We start from the raw sequence: 20,111 nt of genomic DNA, 5'->3' as shown, positions 1-20,111 counted from the left end.
TATAATTTTACCTGATAATTCTTTTACTCCAACAGAATTACCTTACTGTCAGTATAATATATGATTGTTAAATTGTACGGTTACAATTTTATTATATTGCTCTCAAAATTGTTCTTGAAAAACGGGGAATCCGTACTGAATTCTTTTTTAAGGTGCATAAAGTGTAATTAATAACAAAAATGACCTGCTAATGTAAAATACGATTAGCAGGCATTTTCTATTTATGAAGCAAATCAAGGTTTTATTGACTGCTGGAATTTAAATATATTATCTGGATCATAGAGTGTTTTTACTTTCTTAAGTTTTTGGTAGTTTTTACCATAATACTCATATCCATAGTTTTCAAGTTCAGCATAAGGAAAGTTTACATAAGATCCATTAGTTAGGGGCTTAACATATTGAAAAACCTCTGAAACCCAGTCCTTATAGAGTTTCGCATCATCATCCTTTTCCCAATCAGCTGTTATACCGATAATATACTTTGCATTTCTATAATAATATGCTGAGCAATTACTAGATACTTCTTTTATTGCACCACCCAAAGAATATAGTCTGATATAACAATTGTCTTTTCCTGGGCTATTGTCCACGTATTCAATCAAATTTTTAATGTTTATTTCAGATAAAGTTCTATATACAAACCTTCCAGTAGCTTTAAACCTATCTGGTGGTCCATAAAAAGAACCAATAGCTCGTACAGCATCAATAAAAGAAACATATTTTATTGATGAACTTTTCAATAAACCAGGAAGCAATAAAAAACTTTTCAAAATCTCTTCTGCCTCTGATTTAGTTCCATAGAAAAATCCATTTAGATATATGCCTTCCTTGTTAAAACCAGCGAAACAGCTAATTCTTCTATCAGCAGTTCTTAACCAAGATTGCCATAACTCAAAGAACTTATTTCTCGAAACTTCATTCCACCTAAGTTGTATAACAGTAATTTTATCCACTTTATAAACTTTAAATATATAGCTTACTACTACTCCGAAATTTCCGCCACCAGCTCCCATGCAAGCCCAGAATAGTTCCGAATTAGTACATTTGTTTGCTGTTATTAGATTACCTTTATCATTTATCATTTGTATTTCCAAAAGATTATCTGTTACTAACCCAAAATTTCTACCTGATAAACCTATTCCTCCACCTAATACCAAACCAGAAATTCCAACTGAAGGACATGTTCCACCAACAAAAGCATAACCTTTTTGGGCAAGTTTTGAGTATATACTCTCTAACCTTGCTCCAGCTTGAATTTTTACAATATTCCGCTTAGTATCAATATCAATTTTGTTCATATAAGTTGTATCTATTACTAAAACAGCTGTATCTGTTGAATAACCCTCATAATTGTGACCTCCAGTACGAATGCGGATTTCTACATGATTACTTCTGCACCATTTTATAGCATTTGATACATCTGTAGGGTCATAACAATAAACAATAGCTAATGGAAATTTGTTTATATCTAGGTTGTATTCAAGTCTTAAAATAGCATATTCCTTGTTAAAAGGAGTTATAACTTTACCTGTTAATCCATGAAGATTCATATTTTCACTCCTTTGTAAAATTACTATTTAGTAGTATATAAATATGCAGTAAATATAATAAAGTGACAAAGGGTGAAAGGAAAGGCTATGGGAAATCACCTATTTTATTACACATGATTACAAAAAACAAAATATAAAAAATGCACAGCTTTCAATGTTTTCTTAGTGCAAGGTTACAATCTTTCAAAATCTCATATACAATAGCTTTTTTGGGTATAGTAATAAAGATAAAAATATGAAAGGAGAGTGATATTATGCCAAATGAAACTATGCATAAACATGTAAATAAATTGGTGAATGAAAAATCACCGTACTTGTTACAACATGCATATAACCCTGTAGACTGGTATCCATGGTCTGAGGAAGCCTTTTCAAAAGCAAAAGCAGAAGATAAGCCGATATTTTTAAGTATAGGCTATAGTACTTGCCATTGGTGCCACGTGATGGAAAGGGAATCCTTTGAGGATGAAGAAGTAGCAAAAATTTTAAATGAGAAATTTATTTCTATAAAAGTAGATAGAGAAGAAAGACCTGATGTAGACTCTGTATATATGAATGTGTGTCAGGCTATAACTGGCAGTGGAGGCTGGCCACTTACAATAATAATGACTCCAGATAGAAAGCCTTTCTTTGCTGCAACATATATTCCAAAGGAAAGTAAATATGGAATGGCTGGAATAAAAGCTATACTAAATAATATAAGTAAAGCATGGAGTGAAAAAAGAGATAAGATTATAGATAATAGCAACGAAATAGTAGGGGAGATAAAACAAGCATATCAAGGGAAAAGGGGTGAAGAGGAAATTGGAATTGAAAGTGTTCACAAGGCTTTTAGTGATTTTTCATACTTTTTTCAAGAAAGATATGGTGGCTTTAATAATGCACCTAAGTTTCCAACACCACAAAACCTATTTTTCTTACTTAGATACTGGAAATACAGCAACTCTAAAAAAGCTTTAGATATGGTTACTAAAACTCTTGATTCAATGTATAAGGGAGGTATTTTTGACCATGTAGGCTTCGGATTTTCTAGATACTCCACAGATGAGAAGTGGCTTGTGCCACATTTTGAAAAGATGCTTTATGATAATGCTTTATTAACCTTAGCTTATACTGAAGCCTATACGGCTACTGGAAAATCATTATATAAGGAAATAGCTGAAAAAACTATTTCTTATATACTAAGAGATATGAAGCATGAAAATGGAGGTTTTTTCTCAGCAGAGGATGCAGATTCAGAGGGAGTAGAAGGAAAGTTTTATGTGTGGGATTATAAAGAAATCATTAAAGAACTGGGAAAAGAAGATGGAGAGTTATATTGCAAATATTACGGTATAACTGAAAATGGAAATTTTGAAGGGAAAAATATACCTAATCTTTTAAATACAAAGATTGAAGAAATAGAGAATAATAAAGATCTAAAGGATTCTTTAGAGGATTTAAACAAAAGACTATATATCAAAAGAGAAAAAAGAATTCATCCATATAAAGATGATAAAATACTAACATCCTGGAATGGACTTATGATTGCTGCTTTGGCTTATGCAGGCAGAATTTTTGATGATTCCATGTATATACAAGAAGCTAAAGAAGCTGTAGATTTTATTTATGAAAACTTATTTAGAGAAGATGGAAGATTACTGGCTAGATTTAGAGAAGGAGATTCTGCATACCTTGCTTATTCTGAGGATTATGCATTTCTAATAAAGGGATTAATTGAATTATACCAAGCCACCTTTGAAGCAGATTATTTAAAGAAAGCAATAGATCTTAATAATGATATGTTTAAGTATTTTTGGGATAAGGATGAAGGAGGCTTCTTCTTATATGGAGAAGATAGTGAAGAGCTTATCTGGAGACCTAAGGAAGTTTACGATGGAGCCATACCTTCTTCAAACTCTGTAGCTGCGCTAAATATGCTGAGATTAGGAAGTCTAACAGGCAATTTAGATTTGATTGATGAATGCAGAAAAATCTTCAGAACCTTTGCAGGGAAAGTTAAAGATGTACCTATTGGGCATGCTTATTTTATGATGGCAGTGTTATTTGATAATATACCTACTAAGGAGATTGTAATAGCAGGAGATAAAAAAAGTGACGAGGTAATAAAATTCCTAAAAGAAATAAATAAAACTTTTTCTCCATTTACTGCAATAGTTTTAAATGATAATAGCACGATACTAAAAGAAGTAAATCCGAGCATAATAGATAAAGCCCTTGTAAATGGAAAGCCAGCAGTATATATATGCGAAAACTTTTCATGTCAAAAACCAATAACGAATTTTAGTGAGGCTGTTATAAAAGTATAAATAATCATGCTCCCTAAAAGGAGACTTGACAAGGACAAAATTATAATACTATAATATCTTGTAAATAATAAGTTAAAATAATTTCATTGAAGAGAAGAGTATCCATTTAAATACTCGAAGCGAGCAGGAGAGGGTGTAAGTCCTGTAGTGTTTTATTGGAGAATAGAGTCTTGGAGAAGCTGCTAAGTTGTATTTAATTAAATACAATGAGGTTTGCCGTTAACTGCGTTAAAGTTTTGAGTGAGCTAAACTTAGCTAACTAGAGTGGTACCGCGGATATATCCGTCTCTGTTTTACTATAGAGGCGGTTTTTATTTTTTTGAACAATATAAGAAAAATGCGACGCATTTTTCTTTAGTAACCAGTAACCAGTGACCAGTTGCCAGTTGCCAGTAGGATTAATAAAACTGGTTACTGGGAATTGGTTACTGGTCACTAAGAATTTTACGTCGTAAAATTCTTCAAATATAAAACAATAGATAATTAAATAATCGGGAGGATAATATAAATGGATTATAAAAAGGTAATTGCAGAGAGAATAAAGGAACATATAGATTTAGAATTAGAAGTTATTGAGGGACTTATTGAAATACCTCCAAAGCCTGATATGGGAGATTATGCTTTCCCTTGCTTTCAATTAGCAAAAAGCTTTAGAAAGGCTCCTAATATGATAGCAGCAGAATTAAAAACTAAAATTAATGGAGAAGGCTTTGAAAAAATTGAAGCTTTAGGGCCTTATTTAAACTTTTTTATGGATAAAGGGGCTTTTGCAAAAGTTACCATTGATAAGATTTTACTTGAAGGAGATAGTTACGGTACTTCAGAAATAGGAAAAGGCAAGAATATAACAATAGACTTTTCTTCCCCTAATATAGCTAAGCCTTTCCATGTTGGACATTTATTTAGTACAGCTATAGGTAATGCTCTTTATAAAATGTTCAATTCGCAAGGGTATAATTCCATAGGTATAAATCATCTTGGAGATTGGGGAACACAATTTGGTAAGTTAATATCAGCTTATAAAAGATGGGTAGATGAAGATGCATTAGAAAAAGAGCCAATAAAAGAGCTATTAAGAATATATGTAAAATTCCATGATGAGGCGGAGAAAGATCCTGTTCTTGAAGATGAAGGAAGAATGTACTTTAAAAAATTAGAAGATGGAAGCCCAGAAGAAGTAGCACTATGGGAAAAGTTTAAGAATCAAAGCTTAAGAGAATTTGAAAGTGTATATAAACTTTTAGATGTTAAATTTGATTCCTATGCAGGAGAAAGCTTCTATAATGATAAAATGGATTCTGTAGTAAAGGAATTAGAAGAAAAGAATCTTTTGGTTGAAAGTAATGGTGCTAAGGTTGTAATGCTTGAAGAAGAAAATATGCCGCCTTGTATTATATTAAAAGGCGATGGAGCAACTATTTACGCAACTCGTGACCTGGCAGCAGCTTTTTACAGAAAGAAAACTTATGACTTTTATAAAAGCATTTATGTAGTTGGATCTCCTCAAGCTTTGCACTTTAAACAAGTATTTAAAACTATCGAAAAAATGGGTTATGATTGGGCAAAGAACTGTGAGCATGTTGGTTTTGGACTTGTTAAGTTCGCAGATAGAAAGTTATCTACAAGAAAAGGAGAAGTTATATTCCTTGAAGAATTATTAAATGAATCTATTTCAAAAACTTTAGAAATAATAAATGAAAAAAATCCAGAGCTTGAAAATAAGAAAGAAGTAGCTGAAAAAGTTGGTATAGGAGCAGTTATTTTCACTTATCTAAAGAACAAAAGAGAAAAGGATATTGTATTTAATTGGGATGAAATGTTAAACTTTGATGGAGAAACAGGACCTTATGTTCAATATACTTATGCTAGAGGTAAGAGTATACTAAGGAAAGCTGAAAACTTTGAGGGAGAGGCAGATTATTCAGCTCTTTACTCAGTAGAAGAATTCGAACTTGTTAAAACACTTTCAAATTTCAATGAGGCAATTTTATATGGACTAGATAAGTTAGAGCCATCAATACTTACTAGATATATAATAGATGTAGCTAAAGCCTTTAACAAATTCTATAATGCTCATAATATAATGGCAACAGAAGATGAAAAGGTAAAGGTAGCAAGACTTAAAATGGTTGCAGCTACTTGTCAGGTAATTAAGAATGGGTTGGCTTTAATTGGAATAAAGGTAGTTGAAAAGATGTAAAATATTTTGGAGGAGCTAAATGTTTATTCAGGAACATATTCAGCAGCTTTCCCTTCCAGAAAGCTTAAATGAAAAATATAATATAGAAAACATAATGTTTTATGATATAGAGACTACAGGCTTTGATAAAGTAAAATCTAATATTATTTTAATATCTGGTGGATGGTTTATTAATAAAGATTCTTTTATTGTAAAGCAATTCTTCGCAGAAAACCTAAAAGAGGAAAGTGAAATTTTATTAGAGTTTAAAGAAGAGCTAAATAGATTTGATACTTGGTGTTCATATAACGGGATTGCCTTTGATGAACCTTTTATAAATAGCAAGATGAATTTAAATAGTATAGAATTTTCAAAGCCTGATACTCACATAGATCTATATAGGATGATTAGACCTTATTATAAGCAATTAGGAATGGAAAGATGTAACCTTAAAACAGTTGAAAAATATTTGGGTATAGAAAGAAAAGATAAGATTGACGGAGGTTTAAGCGTAGAGCTGTATTTTGAATTTTTAAATACAGAGAGTGAAGAATTAAAAAAGCTAATAATGTTACATAATTTTGAAGACGTATTAAACCTTCCGAAAATATTTAAGCTTATTCATGAAATAGAAAATAATGATTTGAAAAGAGAAAATTCAATTACGGAAAAGCAATTAAGCTATTTGAAATTTTTGTTAAGGAAGAATAAAATAGAAATTAATAGAGATATTGAAAAAATATCTAAAAAGGCAGCATCAAGAATTATTGATAATATCCTTAAAGGAAATATGAATTTAGACGATTTTAATAGTATAATAAATAATAGCTATTAATTTAAAATAAATTATTTAATTTTAATTTTGAATAAAGTAGTACTATAATTTAATGTTTAGGAGGGTTAGAACATGAAACTTGGTGATGTAATGCAATACAACATCATTATGCTAGATCCTGAAGACACTATTAAAAAAACTCTAGATCTTATGAATGAAAATCATATAAATGGTGCTCCTATAGTGGACAAAGATAAAAGACTTTTAGGAATAGTAGTTAAAGCGGATATATACAGATTTTTAATAGAAGAAGGTCACTACGATACTTATCCAATTTCTAGTATTATGACTAAAAACGTTGTTAGTGCGAATTTACAGGAAGATGTAATTGATGCGGCAAAAAAACTAATAGATAATGAAATTGTTGCTATACCTATAGTAGATAGGGACAAGGTAGTTGGAATAGTATCTATGGAAAATATAATAAAATACCTAGTTAGTAAAGGAGAATAAAAATAGTTAGAGATATTAAAATAGTGCCAGGCACCGGAGAAAGGAGTTTTTATAAAAACTCCTTTCTCCGGTGCCTGGCACCTTTATTTTTGTTTTTTATCTTTATACATAGGGCACTGAGAAGAACAACTTCCACAATCACATTGTCCAGAAGCTTTCTTTTTTGCACTTTTAACTAGTACAACTACTGCAAAAGTAGCAATAGCAATTGTTATTAATATTTCAAACATAAAATTCACCTCTTTATGCTAATATTAAAGAACTTAAATTAAATACTATGAAAGATACAATCCAAGCTAATACAAATTGATATAATAGTGAAAATATAGCCATCTTATTTCCATACTCTTTTTTCATAGTAACTAATGCAGTTACACATGGAGTATATAGAAGTACAAAAACTAGAAAACTATATGAAGATATTTGATTAAAATACTGAGGAAGCAAGCTATCTAAATTTGCTCCAAAAATTACTCCCATAGTACTTACAACTACTTCTTTTGCCATAAGTCCTGTAAGTAAAGATACTGAAGCCTCCCAGCTTCCAAAGCCTAAAGGTTTAAAAATAGGGGCTAAAGCTTTGCCAATGGCAGCGAATAAACTATTGTTAATTTCAGTCATTCCACTTAAGTTAAAGTTAGATAAAAACCATACAATGATAGAAATAGATAATATTATTGTACCAGCTTTTTTAAGGAATCCCTTTCCTTTATCCCAAGTATGTAGAGCTAAGTTTTGTAGCTCAGGCATTTTGTATTCAGGAAGTTCTATAATAAATGGTTCCTCATCCTTTTTAAATATTGTATTTTTAAATAACAATCCAATTATGAATGCAACTACTATACCCAATAAATAAAGGGAAAAAACTACAATAATTTCTTTGCCTTTAAAGAAGATGGATGCAAATAAAGCGTACACAGGTAGTCTAGCATTACAGGACATTAAAGGTATAATTAAAGCTGCAAGCTTTCTATCTTTTTCACTTTCAAGAGTTCTAGTTGACATTATAGCAGGTACAGAACAACCGAATCCAACCACTAAAGGAATAAACGCTTTCCCTGAAAGTCCCATTTTTCTCATTATTTTGTCCATTAGAAAAGCAGCTCTAGCCATATAGCCACTATCCTCTAAAAAGGAAATACCTAAAAATAATGCTAAAATCACTGGTAAAAATACTATAATAGATCCAACTCCACCAACAATTCCGTCTACCAGTAAAGATTTAAACCAAGGGCTGCTATTTTCAAGCAGTGTATTTAAGTTAGGTATCAAAACATTTTGTAAGGCTTCATCCATCAAGTCAGCTAAAGGTTGTCCTACCCAAGAGAAGGTAAATTTAAATATAAGATACATAATGATAAAAAACATTGGGTAAGCAAAAAACTTATTTAGTAAAATGCCATCTATTTTATCCTTAGTATTAATTCTATCATTAGAAGAATGAGTAATAGATCTTTTTATAATATCTTCAATATATTTATATGTTTCTTTTTCATTATCGAAGTCTTGATATTGAAATTCATTATCAATAGGAAGTTTAAAAAAATCATTTCTTAATAGAAATTCTCTTATGTGCTCTATACCTGTTCCTTTTGAAGCAGATATAGGAATTATAAACATTTTAAGTTCTTTAGACAATTTATCTATATCAATGTTAATTCCCTTTGATTCAGCAACATCCATCATGTTAAGAACTAATACAATTGGCTTTTTAAATTGCTTCAATTGAGTTGTAAGATATAAGTTTCTCTCTAAATTAGAAGCATCAACTATATTTATTATCAAATCCACAGGCTCATTAAGCAAAAAGTTTTTAGCTACCTTTTCTTCATTTGAAAAGGTATCCATAGCATAAATCCCAGGAAGATCAACTATTTTTATAGATTTATTTAGATATCCTTCTTTTTTTTCTACAGTGACCCCAGCCCAATTCCCAACATATTGATTAGAACCTGTTAAGGAATTAAACAAAGTAGTTTTTCCTACGTTAGGGTTACCGATAAGTGCAACAGTTTTCATTTTAGTCCTCCTTAAGCTTGATGTTTGAAGCATCTCTTTTTCTTATAGCTAAGTCAAAGCCTCTAACATTTATTATTACAGGGTCCCCTAAAGGCGCTGAGTTTTTTAATGTTACTTTAGTTCCCTCTATACAACCTAAGGCCAATAGACGCTTACATAATTTTTCGTTTCCTAAAATAGTATCTATATAACCTTTTTCACCAGGTCTTAAATCAATAACGCTCATAGTATTATCCTCCTTGTATAATTATGAAAATCATTCTCAATTAAAATATAACATCATTGAGAATGCTTGTCAATAGGAAAGTAGATAAAAATACTAAACATTTTTGTAAAGAATAATCTTATGTTATCTCTAAATAAAGTAATTTAGAATAGTTCACAAAGAGAGAAAAGTGTGAGATAATATAAGGGCAAATAAGACGAAATAAATTGATATTCGCCTGACTAGAAAAGAGTGATTAAGTGATTAAGAGGGAAAATAGTATCAAGATAGAAGAATGTTCTGAGGAATTCACCTTAGATATTGAAGGCAACTGCCATATTTTTAAAGATGCAATATTTTTTGATTTAGAACATTATCTATACAAAAAACCAATATGTATTGGAGTATTTGGATGTGCTTATTATGATAGTGACGCTGGGGAGCTTAAGATTACTCAGTATATGATAGAAGAAAAGAAAGATGCACTGCCTATACTAAACTTAGCAAAAGAATATTTTGAAGATATGCATAATAATTTTAATAAGAGATATATTGTTACTTTTTCAGGCAACAATGACTTTACTGTAATTGACTATCTTTTTAATAAAAATAACATCCAATGTAATATTGATGATTTATTTAAAAAAGTGGACTTGCAAAGGGAATATGAAAAAGCCACGGGAGAAAATATAGGGCTAAAAAATTTAGAAAAGAAGTTTGGAATAGAGAGAGAAGGAGAACTCATAAGTGGTGGTAATCTTTCTAAAACCTTCTGCAAGGTTATGAAGGATTTTGATTATATGAATAGAATGCCTGAGGAAAAGAGGCAGAGGATATTATTATATAATGAACAAGATGTAACAAGTCTTTTTAGGATGATAGTAGATTGGAAAAAGTATATGAAAAGTGAATAATATAAAAATGGCTTCCTAGTATTCATATACTAGGGGGCTATTTATTTTATAAATTTTAGGTGTATTTTTTAATTTAAATTAATATTGTATTTAAATTTTAATTAGAACTTAATATTCTGAAAAAATATATCAATTATATGTAAAATAGATGTAAAATTAATAAAGCTTTATGTTGGAAAAATGGATAAGTTGATATATAATTATCTTAAAGATAATTACTATTATATTACCAATAAATGGTAGGAGAGAAAAATGAGTGTTTTAAATAAAAAAAGACTAGGAGATTTATTGGTTGAGGCTGGAAAAATAACGGAACAGCAGCTGAAAACAGAGCTTGATAGACAGAGGCAAACAGGTATAAAACTTGGAGAACTACTTGTAAAGGATAAAATCTTAAGTGAAGAAGATATAATTGATGTTCTAGAATTTCAGCTGGGAATAAAAAGAGTTTATCTTGATATGCTTAAGCTGGATAGAAAGGCTGTACGAGCTATACCAGAGGGATTAGCTAAGAAATACAGCCTTATTGCTATAGGCTATGAAGGAAATAAAATTAAGGTTGCCATGTCTGATCCTCTAAATCTTTTTGCTATTGATGATGTAAGTATTGCAACAGGTAGAGAAGTAATTTTATTTATTGATACTAAATCAAATATCGACAAAGTTATTGATAGATACTATTCAACTGAATATGTTGAAAAGGCTGCAGAAGAACTTAGTAAATCTACATATAAAGAGGAAGTAAAAGAAGGATTAGGAGACACAGATGATGTTAAAAATGCTCCAATTGTAAAGCTGATAGATTCAATAATTAATAACGCAGTTAAAGCTAAGGCAAGCGATATTCATATAGAACCCTTCGAAAACTACATTAAGATAAGGTTTAGAGTAGACGGAAGTCTTCAAGAGGTATTAAAGGCTCCAAAGGAAACCTTAGGTTCCTTAATTGCCCGTATTAAAATACTTGCAAGCTTGGATATAGCAGAAAAGAGAATTCCTCAAGATGGAAGGATAATTACTAAAATAGATAATGAACCTATAGATCTTAGAGTATCTTCCTTACCTACAGTTTTTGGTGAAAAAATAGTTATAAGAATACTTAAGAGAAGTAATTTTCTTTTAGGTAAAGAACAATTAGGTATGTCTAAAGATGATATGGAAATAATGGAGAGAATTATAAAAAGCCCTTATGGAATAATTCTTGTTACAGGGCCTACAGGCAGCGGAAAATCTACAACCCTTTATTCTATGTTAAATGAGCTAAATGGGATAAAGTCTAACATTATTACTGTTGAAGACCCGGTAGAATACATGATGGAGGGAATAAATCAGGTAAATGTTAACACCAAAGCAGGATTAACCTTTGCCACTGGACTGAGAGCTATTTTAAGACAAGACCCTGATATAATAATGATTGGAGAAATTAGAGATAATGAGACTGCTGAAATAGCAGTAAGAGCTGCTATTACTGGTCACTTAGTTCTAAGTACCATCCATACAAATGATGCTGCATCAGCTATAGTTAGACTTGAGGATATGGGAATAGAACAATACCTAGTAGCAGCATCTTTAACTGGAGTCATAGCACAAAGACTTGTTAAGAAAATTTGTCCAAAATGTAAGGAAGCATATGATGCAAATGAGGCTGAGAAAAATCTACTTGGTGAAGAACCTGAAAATCCTTTAAAACTCTATAGAGGAGTAGGCTGTAATTATTGCAATAATACAGGTTACTATGGCAGAACAGGTATTTATGAAATCATGGAGATTACAAGAGAACATAGAGTAATTATGCAAGGAAGCCATGATCTGGATGAGATTAGAAAAATAAGTATTGAGAATGGTGCAAAAACATTGAAAATGTCTTGTGTGGACTTAGTTTTAAGGGGAGAGACAACTATTGATGAATTGACTACAGTTGCCTTCTTAAAGGATTAATATATAAGCAAAAGAATAACAAGAAGGTGATAAAAAATGCCTTTATTTAAATATAGTGCAATAAATAGTGCAGGTAAAAAAGTACAAGGAGAATATACTGCCAATAGTGAAAATGAAGTATTAAGTATGATTAGGGAAAATGACTATTATCCAATTAAAATAAATTTGATAGAGGGCAGTCCTAAAGTGAGTTTAGGAAAGTCCTTGCACAAAGTAAAAGCAAAAGATCTAGCCTTATTTTGCAGACAAACTGCTACACTAATTGATGCTGGCACAGATATATTAACAGCAGTAAATCTTCTAAGAAAACAAGCAGAAAATAAAACTTTAAAGAAAAGCTTAAATGAAGTATATGAAGAAATTCAAAAGGGTGTTACCTTGTCTAGTGCACTAAGTATGCATGGAAACACCTACCCAAGATTATTAATTAATATGATAGAGTCTGGGGAAGAAACAGGTCAATTAGGTTCTGTAATGACTAAAATGGCTGAACAATATGAGAGAGAAAGTAGAATTAATGGAAAAATAAAAGGTGCCTTTGTGTATCCTGTTGCCTTAACCTTTATAAGTATCGGAGTGGTAATTTTCCTATTAACTTTTGTAATGCCTACTTTTGTAGGAATGTTTCAAGGTAGTGGAGTAGAACTGCCAGCACCTACTAGGTTTGTAATGTCTTTAAGTAATGGCATGAAAAAATATTGGTATTTAATTATAGGAGCTATAATTTTAATAGCTTTTGCCGTTTCAAAAGCTATTAAAACAGAAAAAGGAAGCATATTAATAGACAAGCTGAAATTAAATATTCCAATAATTAAAGCAACCTCAAGAAAGGTAATAACCATGAGGTTTGCAAGAGGACTCTCTATTACTTTATACAGTGGAGTTACCATGATTAAATCCATAGAAATAGTTTCAAAAATTGTAGATAACAAGCTAATTGAATCAAAGCTAAAGGGAGTAAGGGAGAGAGTTATTAAGGGAGATATGCTAAATGAGGCATTACAGGATATTTCAGAATTTCCACCAATGTTAATAGCCATGATTAAGATTGGAGAAGAAGCTGGAGCCATTGACAGCATACTTGAAAAAACTGCAGAATACTACGAACAAGAAGTAGAAGCATCTCTACAAAAGCTTACTACCTTAATAGAACCAGTATTAATTTTACTAATGGGACTTCTAGTAGGAGGAATAGTTATAGCTATGATAATGCCAATGTTTGATATGTTCCAGACAGTTGCATAAATAGGTACTAGGTGCTAGGTACGAGGTACTAGAAGCGAGGTGCTAAAACGGATTTTGGGGAGTCAGATTAATCACTAGTGGCTAATCGCTAGTCTCTAGGTTTCTGTGTAGAGCTGAAGCTTGGTGTATAGAGAAGGCCTTGTAGTATAGAAGAGTTAGGGCAGAAAAATCGCTAAACTTTAGCATTATATGAAAACAAAATAGCGACTAGCGATTAGAGATTAGCGGCTCTATTCTACATACGGTCTACAACTTATCATAAAAAAGGTGTTAATAATTAACTTAAAATAAATTATTAAAAAATAAAAAGGGAGGGTTTTTAAATGATTAAAAATTTAAAAAAGAAAAGAGGATTTACGCTTATTGAACTTATTATTGTTATTGCAATTTTGGGTATTTTGGCAGCTATAGCAATACCGAAGTTTAGCGATGTACAATCAAGTGCGAGAAAGAAGGCTGATATTTCTAGTGCAAAAACGATTGCAGATACTGCAGCTATGCTAATTGCAGACGAACAAATAGCACCTGGTACAGCCAATGTAACTGCAGCAAGTGGAGCAGCTGGTGCAGGAACAAATATTTCTTTAGCAGATGCAGGGGGAAGCGGAAAGCTTATAGCAGATGCATTGAATAGTGTGCCAGCTCCTAAAGTAAAAGGAACAGCATTTGTTGTGACAATTACTTCAGGGGGAGTTGTAAGTGTTAGTGTTAAAGACGGAACAAATTACTACGATATTTATCCGGCTCAACATTCAGATTGGCAATAAGTATTACGCGATTTTATATAAGAGTACATTTATAATATATTGAACAGTAAAATTAGTTTAAATTAATAATCTCTAGTCCTCTAGTCGCTAGTCTATGAAAGATCTAGCGACTAGTGACTAGCTATTAGCGATTTATTTTGCTTCTACTCATCAAAACCACTATAATACAAATTGAAGTACACTTTAAAATAAACACAAACACTATATTAAAATACTACATCAAAACACTAAGCAGGTGAAGAAATGAAAGACTTCAATTTTTTTGAACCATTTTCACAAAAGAATAAAAATCGTAATAAAAAGGCTGCATATATCGGTGCTGCTGTATTTTTTATTTTGGGGATAATGATTGGAATTTATTGCATAAACATTTATAGAATGAATAAATTAGAAAAAAGCATTGCAGAAATGCAAGTTAATATAAATTCTAAAGAGTTAACCTCTGCTTATGCAGAAAAGGCTAAGCTTGAAGAAAAGTTAAAAATTTTGAATGAGTACTATAAGTCTGTTTCAGGCATAAATGATACAGTAAAGAAACAGGATTATATTAATACTACACTTATTAAAGAGATTTCAAGTGTAGTACCAGAAAGTGTGTCCTTTCAAAGTATGAGTATCTCAAATAAGCTTATTACCATGAATGGTACTGCAGAAACTAGAGTCGCAATTGGAGAAATGGAGTACAATTTAAAGCAGTTGGATACTTTTGAAAACATTCATGTGTCAATTATTTCGGGAAGCGGAACGAGTGCAACAGCCGATGAAAATTCTTCTTTCATTTTCAATTTAACTTTTAAATTGAAGGAGGAGAATTAAATTATGAAGTTAAACTTAAAGAAAAAAATTAAAATAAATATGATCATAAGCAAAAGAGAAAAAATAATGCTGATTATCCTTGGAATAGCGATTATTTTTCTTGGATATTACAAATTAATATACTCAAAGCAAAGTGTTAAAGTAAATCAGCTTAAAGCTCAAAAGGAAGAGTACAATACTAAGCTTCAAGGCTTGCAAGCCAATATAACCTTAAATAAAAAACTAAATCAAGATTTAAAAATAGAAAATGCAAAGGTACTGGAAGTATCTAAGGACTTTTTTCCTTCAATATTAGAGGAAAAGATTATTGTAATTATGGATGAAATGATCAATAAAAACAATATAATCTGCGATTCCATAGGTATTTCAGATGTAAGTATTGAGACAGTTGCAGAAGAAAAGGCTCAAGAACAAAAGAAAACTAGCCTTATTGAAGAAATGGTTAAAAAATATATGGAATTAATGAAAGGTAGTATTCCTACTGAAAGTAGTAGTACTATAAATAAAACACAGAATACTAGTAAAGATGCTGCTAAAGAACAAACTTCCTTAGAGGCTAAAAAAATTACCTTAACACTTAATTTTAGAGGAACTCATGAGGATGTAATGAGTTTTATTGATGAAATAACTGGCTTCTATAAAAGAATAATAATAAATAACATAAATCTATCTGCTTATGGAGAAGGGTTAAGTGGAAGTATGGTATTGGATTTCTATGCAGTACCTAAGCTGGAAGAGGAAGATATTGATTATAACAAGTGGCAGTATGATGGTAACTATGGTAAAGATAATATGTTTAAAGATAACTCTGGTAGCTTGTCAGGAAATATTATTACTGGAAGCTTAACTCAGAATAATACTGTAGCTCAGGAAGCAAAAAAAGAGGAAGAATATGATTTTACTATGAGTGTAAGACCTACCTCCTCAGACCTTCCAACAGTTATGGTTGGCAAAGAAGGGGATAGTAATTCCTATGTGTTTGCAGATAATCAGGGAATAGAAAATGTGGATTTTTATTTAAGTGAAATTAATGGACAGTATTATTTTAAGTACAATACTTCTAAGGATTTTTATCCAAAGGATTCTAAGGGAGCGGGAGTAGCTTTCAATCCAAAGGGAGATAACATAAATTTAAAAGTGTTTTCTAGATGGAGAAATTCAGACAAGGATATGTCAGGTGTTAATATCAGGGTATATAATAAAACAAATAAGAATTTTAATATTTATATAGAAGATGATGATAAAGAGAGAAACAGGGTGTCAGTAACTAAAGGTGAAGGTAATATAAATATTACTAGAAATTAATTAGGAGAGATAATATGGAAAAATTCTTTAGAGTTTACTCCAAAAAAGCTAAAAGAGGCTTCACTTTACTGGAGATAATAATAGCTATAGGCATTCTCTCTATAATACTAGTTCCTTTTTCAAATCTTGTGTTAAATTCCTTCAAGGTAGCTCATGAGGCAAAGACAAAACAAGAAGCAGTTAATATAGCTCAAAAATATATGGAAAAGATAAAATCTGATAACAGTATTGAATTAGATAAAATTATTGATAATGGAGCTAGCTTTAGTCAGTATGGATATCCATCCTCAGAAAATGATTTTAGCATAAGCTATACTGTAGAGAGGGATGGGAATTTTTTAATTCCACCACCAACTAGTGGAACAGATACAAATGTCTATGATTATAGATTTGAAATATCTGATGAAGGAGATTGGGTCAAGGTTTATGATAAGACTGTAATAGTTAATTCAGAACAAAAGATAGTTCCTAATTTCCAGATTGCTAATAATGCAGATAATATTATTTATAAAATAAATGATGAAGAAAATACCATAAGTAAAACAAAGGTAGAAAATGAAGATATAATCATAAGAGTTGATATAAACAGAAATTTTTCTGATGGGCTACCAGAAGGAGCACCTTCAAAACAGCCTGATAATACATTGACTGTTACAGCAGAAAATAAATGCTCAGGACAGCTTATTTTCTATTTTGTAAAATCAGCTACTCTCCAGCAAGATGTAAAATGCCAAATTATAAATCTTGGAGGAAGCATAAAAAGGTATGACAATATAATAAAGGTAAATAGCAGTACAGGCTACGGAGCTCTTTCAAGAATATACAAAATAACTATTGAGGTTGAAAAAAACGGACAGAAAATAATAAATGAATCCTACAAGACATTTTATTAATAAGGGATGATGTTATGAAATTGAAGAAGGTAAAAAAAGGTTCTTCATTTGTTATGATTGTTATGGTTATGGCTGTTTTAAGTATTTTAGGAATAGCTATTAGTTCCTTAGCTGTTACTAGTTATAGGGCTAGAAGCCTTAATGAAGTCTCTAAAAAGAATTTTTATATTACTGAATCAGGTTTAGATAAGGCTTATGCAATTATAGGTAAACTAGTTGACGGAGCTATAGCTTCTGGGAATTCATATGTAGAATCAGCTATGAATGATTTAAATTTAAATGATGAGAAGGTAATTGAGGCAAATAAAGAACCAGGAACTGAAGGGAGTCTTTTTATAAAGGACGATGGTTCTGTAGATGAGGCTTATATAAAGGTATATCAAAACAGTGTTTTTAGGTCAGCATATACTAGTTTTATTGAAGGTTCTATAAGAACTAGTGTGGAAAGTGGAAACTATGAATTGTCAGAAAATGGGTCTAATCCTCAAGTGTCTGTATTATCAAGTAATGATGAGCTGAAATTTGCTCCAGATAAAATGCTTATAAAGCTAGAATCCAAATTTAAAGAAAAAGACTTAGAAAAAGTTATTCATGTTAATTATGAAATAGGTATTCCAGAGTATAATTCAGTTTATTATGTTAAAAGTGATGTTACAAAGCTGCCTCCAAGCAATATAACTTTTTTAAACTCTATTTCAATTGATGGCGATATGATAGTTCAAGGGAATGATGTAGATATTACTGGAAATATATTTGTGAAGGGAAATGAGAGTAGTTCCAATAAGGACACTAAAGGAGTAATTCTACAAAATAATAATAGTAATCTAAAGATAACTGGTGAAATGATAACTCCAAGCAATATAGTATTTAATGGTAACGACAATAAATTTACAAGCAAAGGTAATGTATATGTAAACAATACTAGAGTTTTAAAGGTATCAGAAGGAACAAAGATAGACATTACTGGGGACTTGAATACAAATGATGATTTGGAAATAAGTGGTAAAAAATCTCAGGTAGATATTAAAGGCGGATTATACGCAGTCAATGAGGGCTCAGGTGATCCAAATCCAGATAAATCAAGTTCCATAATTATTAATTCTGACGATCTTGGGAGTGGTACTAGCCTTAATATAACTAGTGATGTTATGGTTGCTGGGTCTTCTTATATAAATTTAAATAATAATGTAAAATATCAAACTGGTGAATCACTTTCCATAAAAGGAAACTACAAAGCTTATGCAATGCCATTACCGGAAGGACCTTATAGTGAAGATAAAATGATATTTGAATTTTTAGAACCACTAAATTTAGTTACTGGATTCTTAGATGGAAGTCAATTTTTAATAAAGGAAAAAAGTGAGTATTTTACTGAATTTAATAGATTATTTCCAGGACAACTTACTTTAGGTGGTAATGGAATAAGAATAGGTGGTACAATTAAATTTAATACAGGTGCTTTAGTTCATGATGGAGTAATAAAGAGTTGGGACGTAATAAATGAACAAGATTTAAAGGAGAAAACCATTGAACTAAAAAGAAAAATATATTACATGGGAGAAACCACTGAATCAAATGACAATGTTTATAATCAAAACAGTGTACAAGTTAAAGTAGCTAATCGAATTAATTTTAATGAAATGGAAAATGTTAGGATTATTAATCAAGGCTCTAATGAAAAGGAATTATTATTATTAAATAAGGATGAAAATAAGTCTTTGGTGATATTGGGTAAAGATGGAAATGATGGAAGTTCTATTCTAGGTGACAAAGATATAATTGATTTGAATAAAGATAAGGCAAAAGGTGTTATTGTTACAAAAGGAAATGTTTATTTTTGTGGAGACATTGATTTTAGCGGAACCATTATATGCGGAGGAAATTTTGTGCTTATGGATGGAGCAAAAGATAAAATATTGTACAATAAAAATTATGTAGATGATTTAGTAAATAAATATCCCGATTATTTCGATAATATATTAAATGCTGACTTGATTACTAATACGGACTATGAAGTTGGAGTGGATAACAGCGTAGTTACTGATATTGAAAGAGATAAGCTGATTATAAGAAAAGGATGGGAATTGATGAAATAACAGGTTTGAGGTGTTAATTAATGATAAAAAAGAAAAAAGGGTTTACATTAATGGAACTACTGATTACTTTAGCCTTAATGGGAATTGTTGCTGCAGCTATTTCTACATTCTTTTTTAGTAACTATAATACATTGTTTAAAGTCAGTAAGGAATTAGATTTGCAAAGAGAAGGTGAAAGGGCAATAGACTTTATTAGTAAGAAAGCCATGGAATCTAAGGGAATTGGAGAAATTCAGCCAGGTATTAATACGCTTGATCAAAACAGTATAACTGATGTAACTAAATTTGTATTTAAAATTCCAAATCAAGATGTTGATGATACTACTATAAAGGGAAATATATTTTGGCTTGAGACAGTAGAGGGAAAAGTACAGCTGAATTATAGTGAAGGAAATTTTGATTCAGTAAATAATTCTTATATAGCAACTGGAAAAACAGTAATTTCTACAGGAATAAAGTCAATAGAATTAAAATCTAGTAATTTTTTTAAAGATGCGAGCAATGTTGAAGTAACTATTCAGCTGGAAGAGGGACAAGAAGAAAAAACTATAAATAGTATTATATATTTTAGAAATAAAGTGGATTAG

Annotated in this window: 17 protein-coding genes and 1 other annotated feature; of the genes, 13 read left to right on the top strand and 4 right to left on the bottom strand. The window is 30.8% G+C overall.

Annotated elements, in window-relative coordinates; translation table 11 throughout:
• Positions 1–233 precede the first annotated feature (233 nt).
• Positions 234–1,550 (bottom strand): FAD-binding oxidoreductase, encoded by a 1,317-nt coding sequence (locus CLHOM_RS00480; protein ID WP_052219711.1) that lies wholly within the window; start codon positions 1,548–1,550, stop codon positions 234–236.
• Positions 1,551–1,804: 254 nt separating this feature from the next.
• Here CLHOM_RS00480 and CLHOM_RS00475 point away from each other — a divergent pair, with 254 nt between their 5' ends.
• The 4 genes from CLHOM_RS00475 (at position 1,805) to CLHOM_RS00460 (ending at position 7,326) form a co-directional block, all read left to right on the top strand.
• Entirely contained in the window at positions 1,805–3,859 is a 2,055-nt protein-coding gene (locus tag CLHOM_RS00475; protein ID WP_052219710.1) for a thioredoxin domain-containing protein, read from the top strand.
• 77 nt (positions 3,860–3,936) lie between these two features.
• Positions 3,937–4,152: a binding site (T-box leader), on the top strand.
• A gap of 215 nt (positions 4,153–4,367) precedes the next feature.
• Positions 4,368–6,059 (top strand): arginine--tRNA ligase, encoded by a 1,692-nt coding sequence (gene argS / locus CLHOM_RS00470; RefSeq protein WP_052219709.1) that lies wholly within the window; start codon positions 4,368–4,370, stop codon positions 6,057–6,059.
• A gap of 19 nt (positions 6,060–6,078) precedes the next feature.
• Complete coding sequence (locus tag CLHOM_RS00465; RefSeq protein ID WP_052219708.1) at positions 6,079–6,873, top strand: ribonuclease H-like domain-containing protein; 795 nt, start codon at positions 6,079–6,081, stop codon at positions 6,871–6,873.
• Between the two features lie 72 nt (positions 6,874–6,945).
• Entirely contained in the window at positions 6,946–7,326 is a 381-nt protein-coding gene (locus tag CLHOM_RS00460; protein WP_052219707.1) for a CBS domain-containing protein, read from the top strand.
• Positions 7,327–7,409: 83 nt separating this feature from the next.
• On the opposite strand, the gene CLHOM_RS17740 is transcribed toward CLHOM_RS00460, so the two are convergent.
• Genes CLHOM_RS17740 through CLHOM_RS00450 form a run of 3 tightly spaced genes read right to left on the bottom strand, consistent with a single transcriptional unit; the run spans position 7,410 to position 9,571 of the window.
• A complete protein-coding gene (locus tag CLHOM_RS17740; RefSeq protein WP_074782807.1) occupies positions 7,410–7,556 on the bottom strand; it encodes a FeoB-associated Cys-rich membrane protein in 147 nt (48 codons plus the stop codon).
• A 13-nt stretch (positions 7,557–7,569) separates the two neighbouring features.
• Entirely contained in the window at positions 7,570–9,345 is a 1,776-nt protein-coding gene (gene feoB / locus CLHOM_RS00455) for a ferrous iron transport protein B (RefSeq protein WP_052219706.1), read from the bottom strand.
• 1 nt (position 9,346) lies between these two features.
• Entirely contained in the window at positions 9,347–9,571 is a 225-nt protein-coding gene (locus tag CLHOM_RS00450) for a FeoA family protein (RefSeq protein ID WP_052219705.1), read from the bottom strand.
• Between the two features lie 239 nt (positions 9,572–9,810).
• On the opposite strand from CLHOM_RS00450, the gene CLHOM_RS00445 reads away from it, so the two are divergent.
• From CLHOM_RS00445 to CLHOM_RS00405, 9 genes are all read left to right on the top strand, one after another.
• Complete coding sequence (locus CLHOM_RS00445) at positions 9,811–10,464, top strand: ribonuclease H-like domain-containing protein (protein WP_052219704.1); 654 nt, start codon at positions 9,811–9,813, stop codon at positions 10,462–10,464.
• Between the two features lie 252 nt (positions 10,465–10,716).
• Positions 10,717–12,402: a GspE/PulE family protein gene (locus CLHOM_RS00440; RefSeq protein WP_052219703.1), complete on the top strand. Its 1,686-nt coding sequence runs from the start codon at positions 10,717–10,719 to the stop codon at positions 12,400–12,402.
• A gap of 36 nt (positions 12,403–12,438) precedes the next feature.
• Positions 12,439–13,647, top strand: coding sequence for a type II secretion system F family protein (locus CLHOM_RS00435; RefSeq protein ID WP_052219702.1), 1,209 nt, complete (start codon positions 12,439–12,441; stop codon positions 13,645–13,647).
• Positions 13,648–13,970: 323 nt separating this feature from the next.
• Positions 13,971–14,414, top strand: a complete 444-nt coding sequence (locus CLHOM_RS18775; protein WP_052219701.1) for a type II secretion system protein — start codon at positions 13,971–13,973, stop codon at positions 14,412–14,414.
• 243 nt (positions 14,415–14,657) lie between these two features.
• Positions 14,658–15,230 (top strand): PilN domain-containing protein, encoded by a 573-nt coding sequence (locus CLHOM_RS00425; protein WP_052219700.1) that lies wholly within the window; start codon positions 14,658–14,660, stop codon positions 15,228–15,230.
• Between the two features lie 3 nt (positions 15,231–15,233).
• On the top strand, positions 15,234–16,535 hold the full coding sequence (locus tag CLHOM_RS00420) for a hypothetical protein (RefSeq protein ID WP_052219699.1): 1,302 nt from the start codon (positions 15,234–15,236) through the stop codon (positions 16,533–16,535).
• Between the two features lie 14 nt (positions 16,536–16,549).
• Complete coding sequence (locus tag CLHOM_RS00415; protein WP_052219698.1) at positions 16,550–17,428, top strand: prepilin-type N-terminal cleavage/methylation domain-containing protein; 879 nt, start codon at positions 16,550–16,552, stop codon at positions 17,426–17,428.
• A 14-nt stretch (positions 17,429–17,442) separates the two neighbouring features.
• On the top strand, positions 17,443–19,524 hold the full coding sequence (locus CLHOM_RS00410) for a pilus assembly PilX N-terminal domain-containing protein (protein ID WP_052219697.1): 2,082 nt from the start codon (positions 17,443–17,445) through the stop codon (positions 19,522–19,524).
• A 20-nt stretch (positions 19,525–19,544) separates the two neighbouring features.
• A complete protein-coding gene (locus tag CLHOM_RS00405; protein WP_052219696.1) occupies positions 19,545–20,111 on the top strand; it encodes a PilW family protein in 567 nt (188 codons plus the stop codon).

The organism is Clostridium homopropionicum DSM 5847 (assembly GCF_001263795.1).
GTDB classification, from domain to species: domain Bacteria; phylum Bacillota; class Clostridia; order Clostridiales; family Clostridiaceae; genus Clostridium_H; species Clostridium_H homopropionicum.
The sequence above is the reverse complement of the archived record's forward strand: the minus strand, read 5'-3'. Positions and strand labels throughout refer to the sequence as shown.

Coding starts and splice junctions, on each gene's coding strand:
- CLHOM_RS00480 (WP_052219711.1), bottom strand. CDS start 1,550: ATGAATCTTCATGGATTAACAGGTAAAGTTATAACTCCTTTTAACAAG.
- CLHOM_RS00475 (WP_052219710.1), top strand. CDS start 1,805: ATGCCAAATGAAACTATGCATAAACATGTAAATAAATTGGTGAATGAA.
- argS (WP_052219709.1), top strand. CDS start 4,368: ATGGATTATAAAAAGGTAATTGCAGAGAGAATAAAGGAACATATAGAT.
- CLHOM_RS00465 (WP_052219708.1), top strand. CDS start 6,079: ATGTTTATTCAGGAACATATTCAGCAGCTTTCCCTTCCAGAAAGCTTA.
- CLHOM_RS00460 (WP_052219707.1), top strand. CDS start 6,946: ATGAAACTTGGTGATGTAATGCAATACAACATCATTATGCTAGATCCT.
- CLHOM_RS17740 (WP_074782807.1), bottom strand. CDS start 7,556: ATGTTTGAAATATTAATAACAATTGCTATTGCTACTTTTGCAGTAGTT.
- feoB (WP_052219706.1), bottom strand. CDS start 9,345: ATGAAAACTGTTGCACTTATCGGTAACCCTAACGTAGGAAAAACTACT.
- CLHOM_RS00450 (WP_052219705.1), bottom strand. CDS start 9,571: ATGAGCGTTATTGATTTAAGACCTGGTGAAAAAGGTTATATAGATACT.
- CLHOM_RS00440 (WP_052219703.1), top strand. CDS start 10,717: ATGAGTGTTTTAAATAAAAAAAGACTAGGAGATTTATTGGTTGAGGCT.
- CLHOM_RS00435 (WP_052219702.1), top strand. CDS start 12,439: ATGCCTTTATTTAAATATAGTGCAATAAATAGTGCAGGTAAAAAAGTA.
- CLHOM_RS18775 (WP_052219701.1), top strand. CDS start 13,971: ATGATTAAAAATTTAAAAAAGAAAAGAGGATTTACGCTTATTGAACTT.
- CLHOM_RS00425 (WP_052219700.1), top strand. CDS start 14,658: ATGAAAGACTTCAATTTTTTTGAACCATTTTCACAAAAGAATAAAAAT.
- CLHOM_RS00420 (WP_052219699.1), top strand. CDS start 15,234: ATGAAGTTAAACTTAAAGAAAAAAATTAAAATAAATATGATCATAAGC.
- CLHOM_RS00415 (WP_052219698.1), top strand. CDS start 16,550: ATGGAAAAATTCTTTAGAGTTTACTCCAAAAAAGCTAAAAGAGGCTTC.
- CLHOM_RS00410 (WP_052219697.1), top strand. CDS start 17,443: ATGAAATTGAAGAAGGTAAAAAAAGGTTCTTCATTTGTTATGATTGTT.
- CLHOM_RS00405 (WP_052219696.1), top strand. CDS start 19,545: ATGATAAAAAAGAAAAAAGGGTTTACATTAATGGAACTACTGATTACT.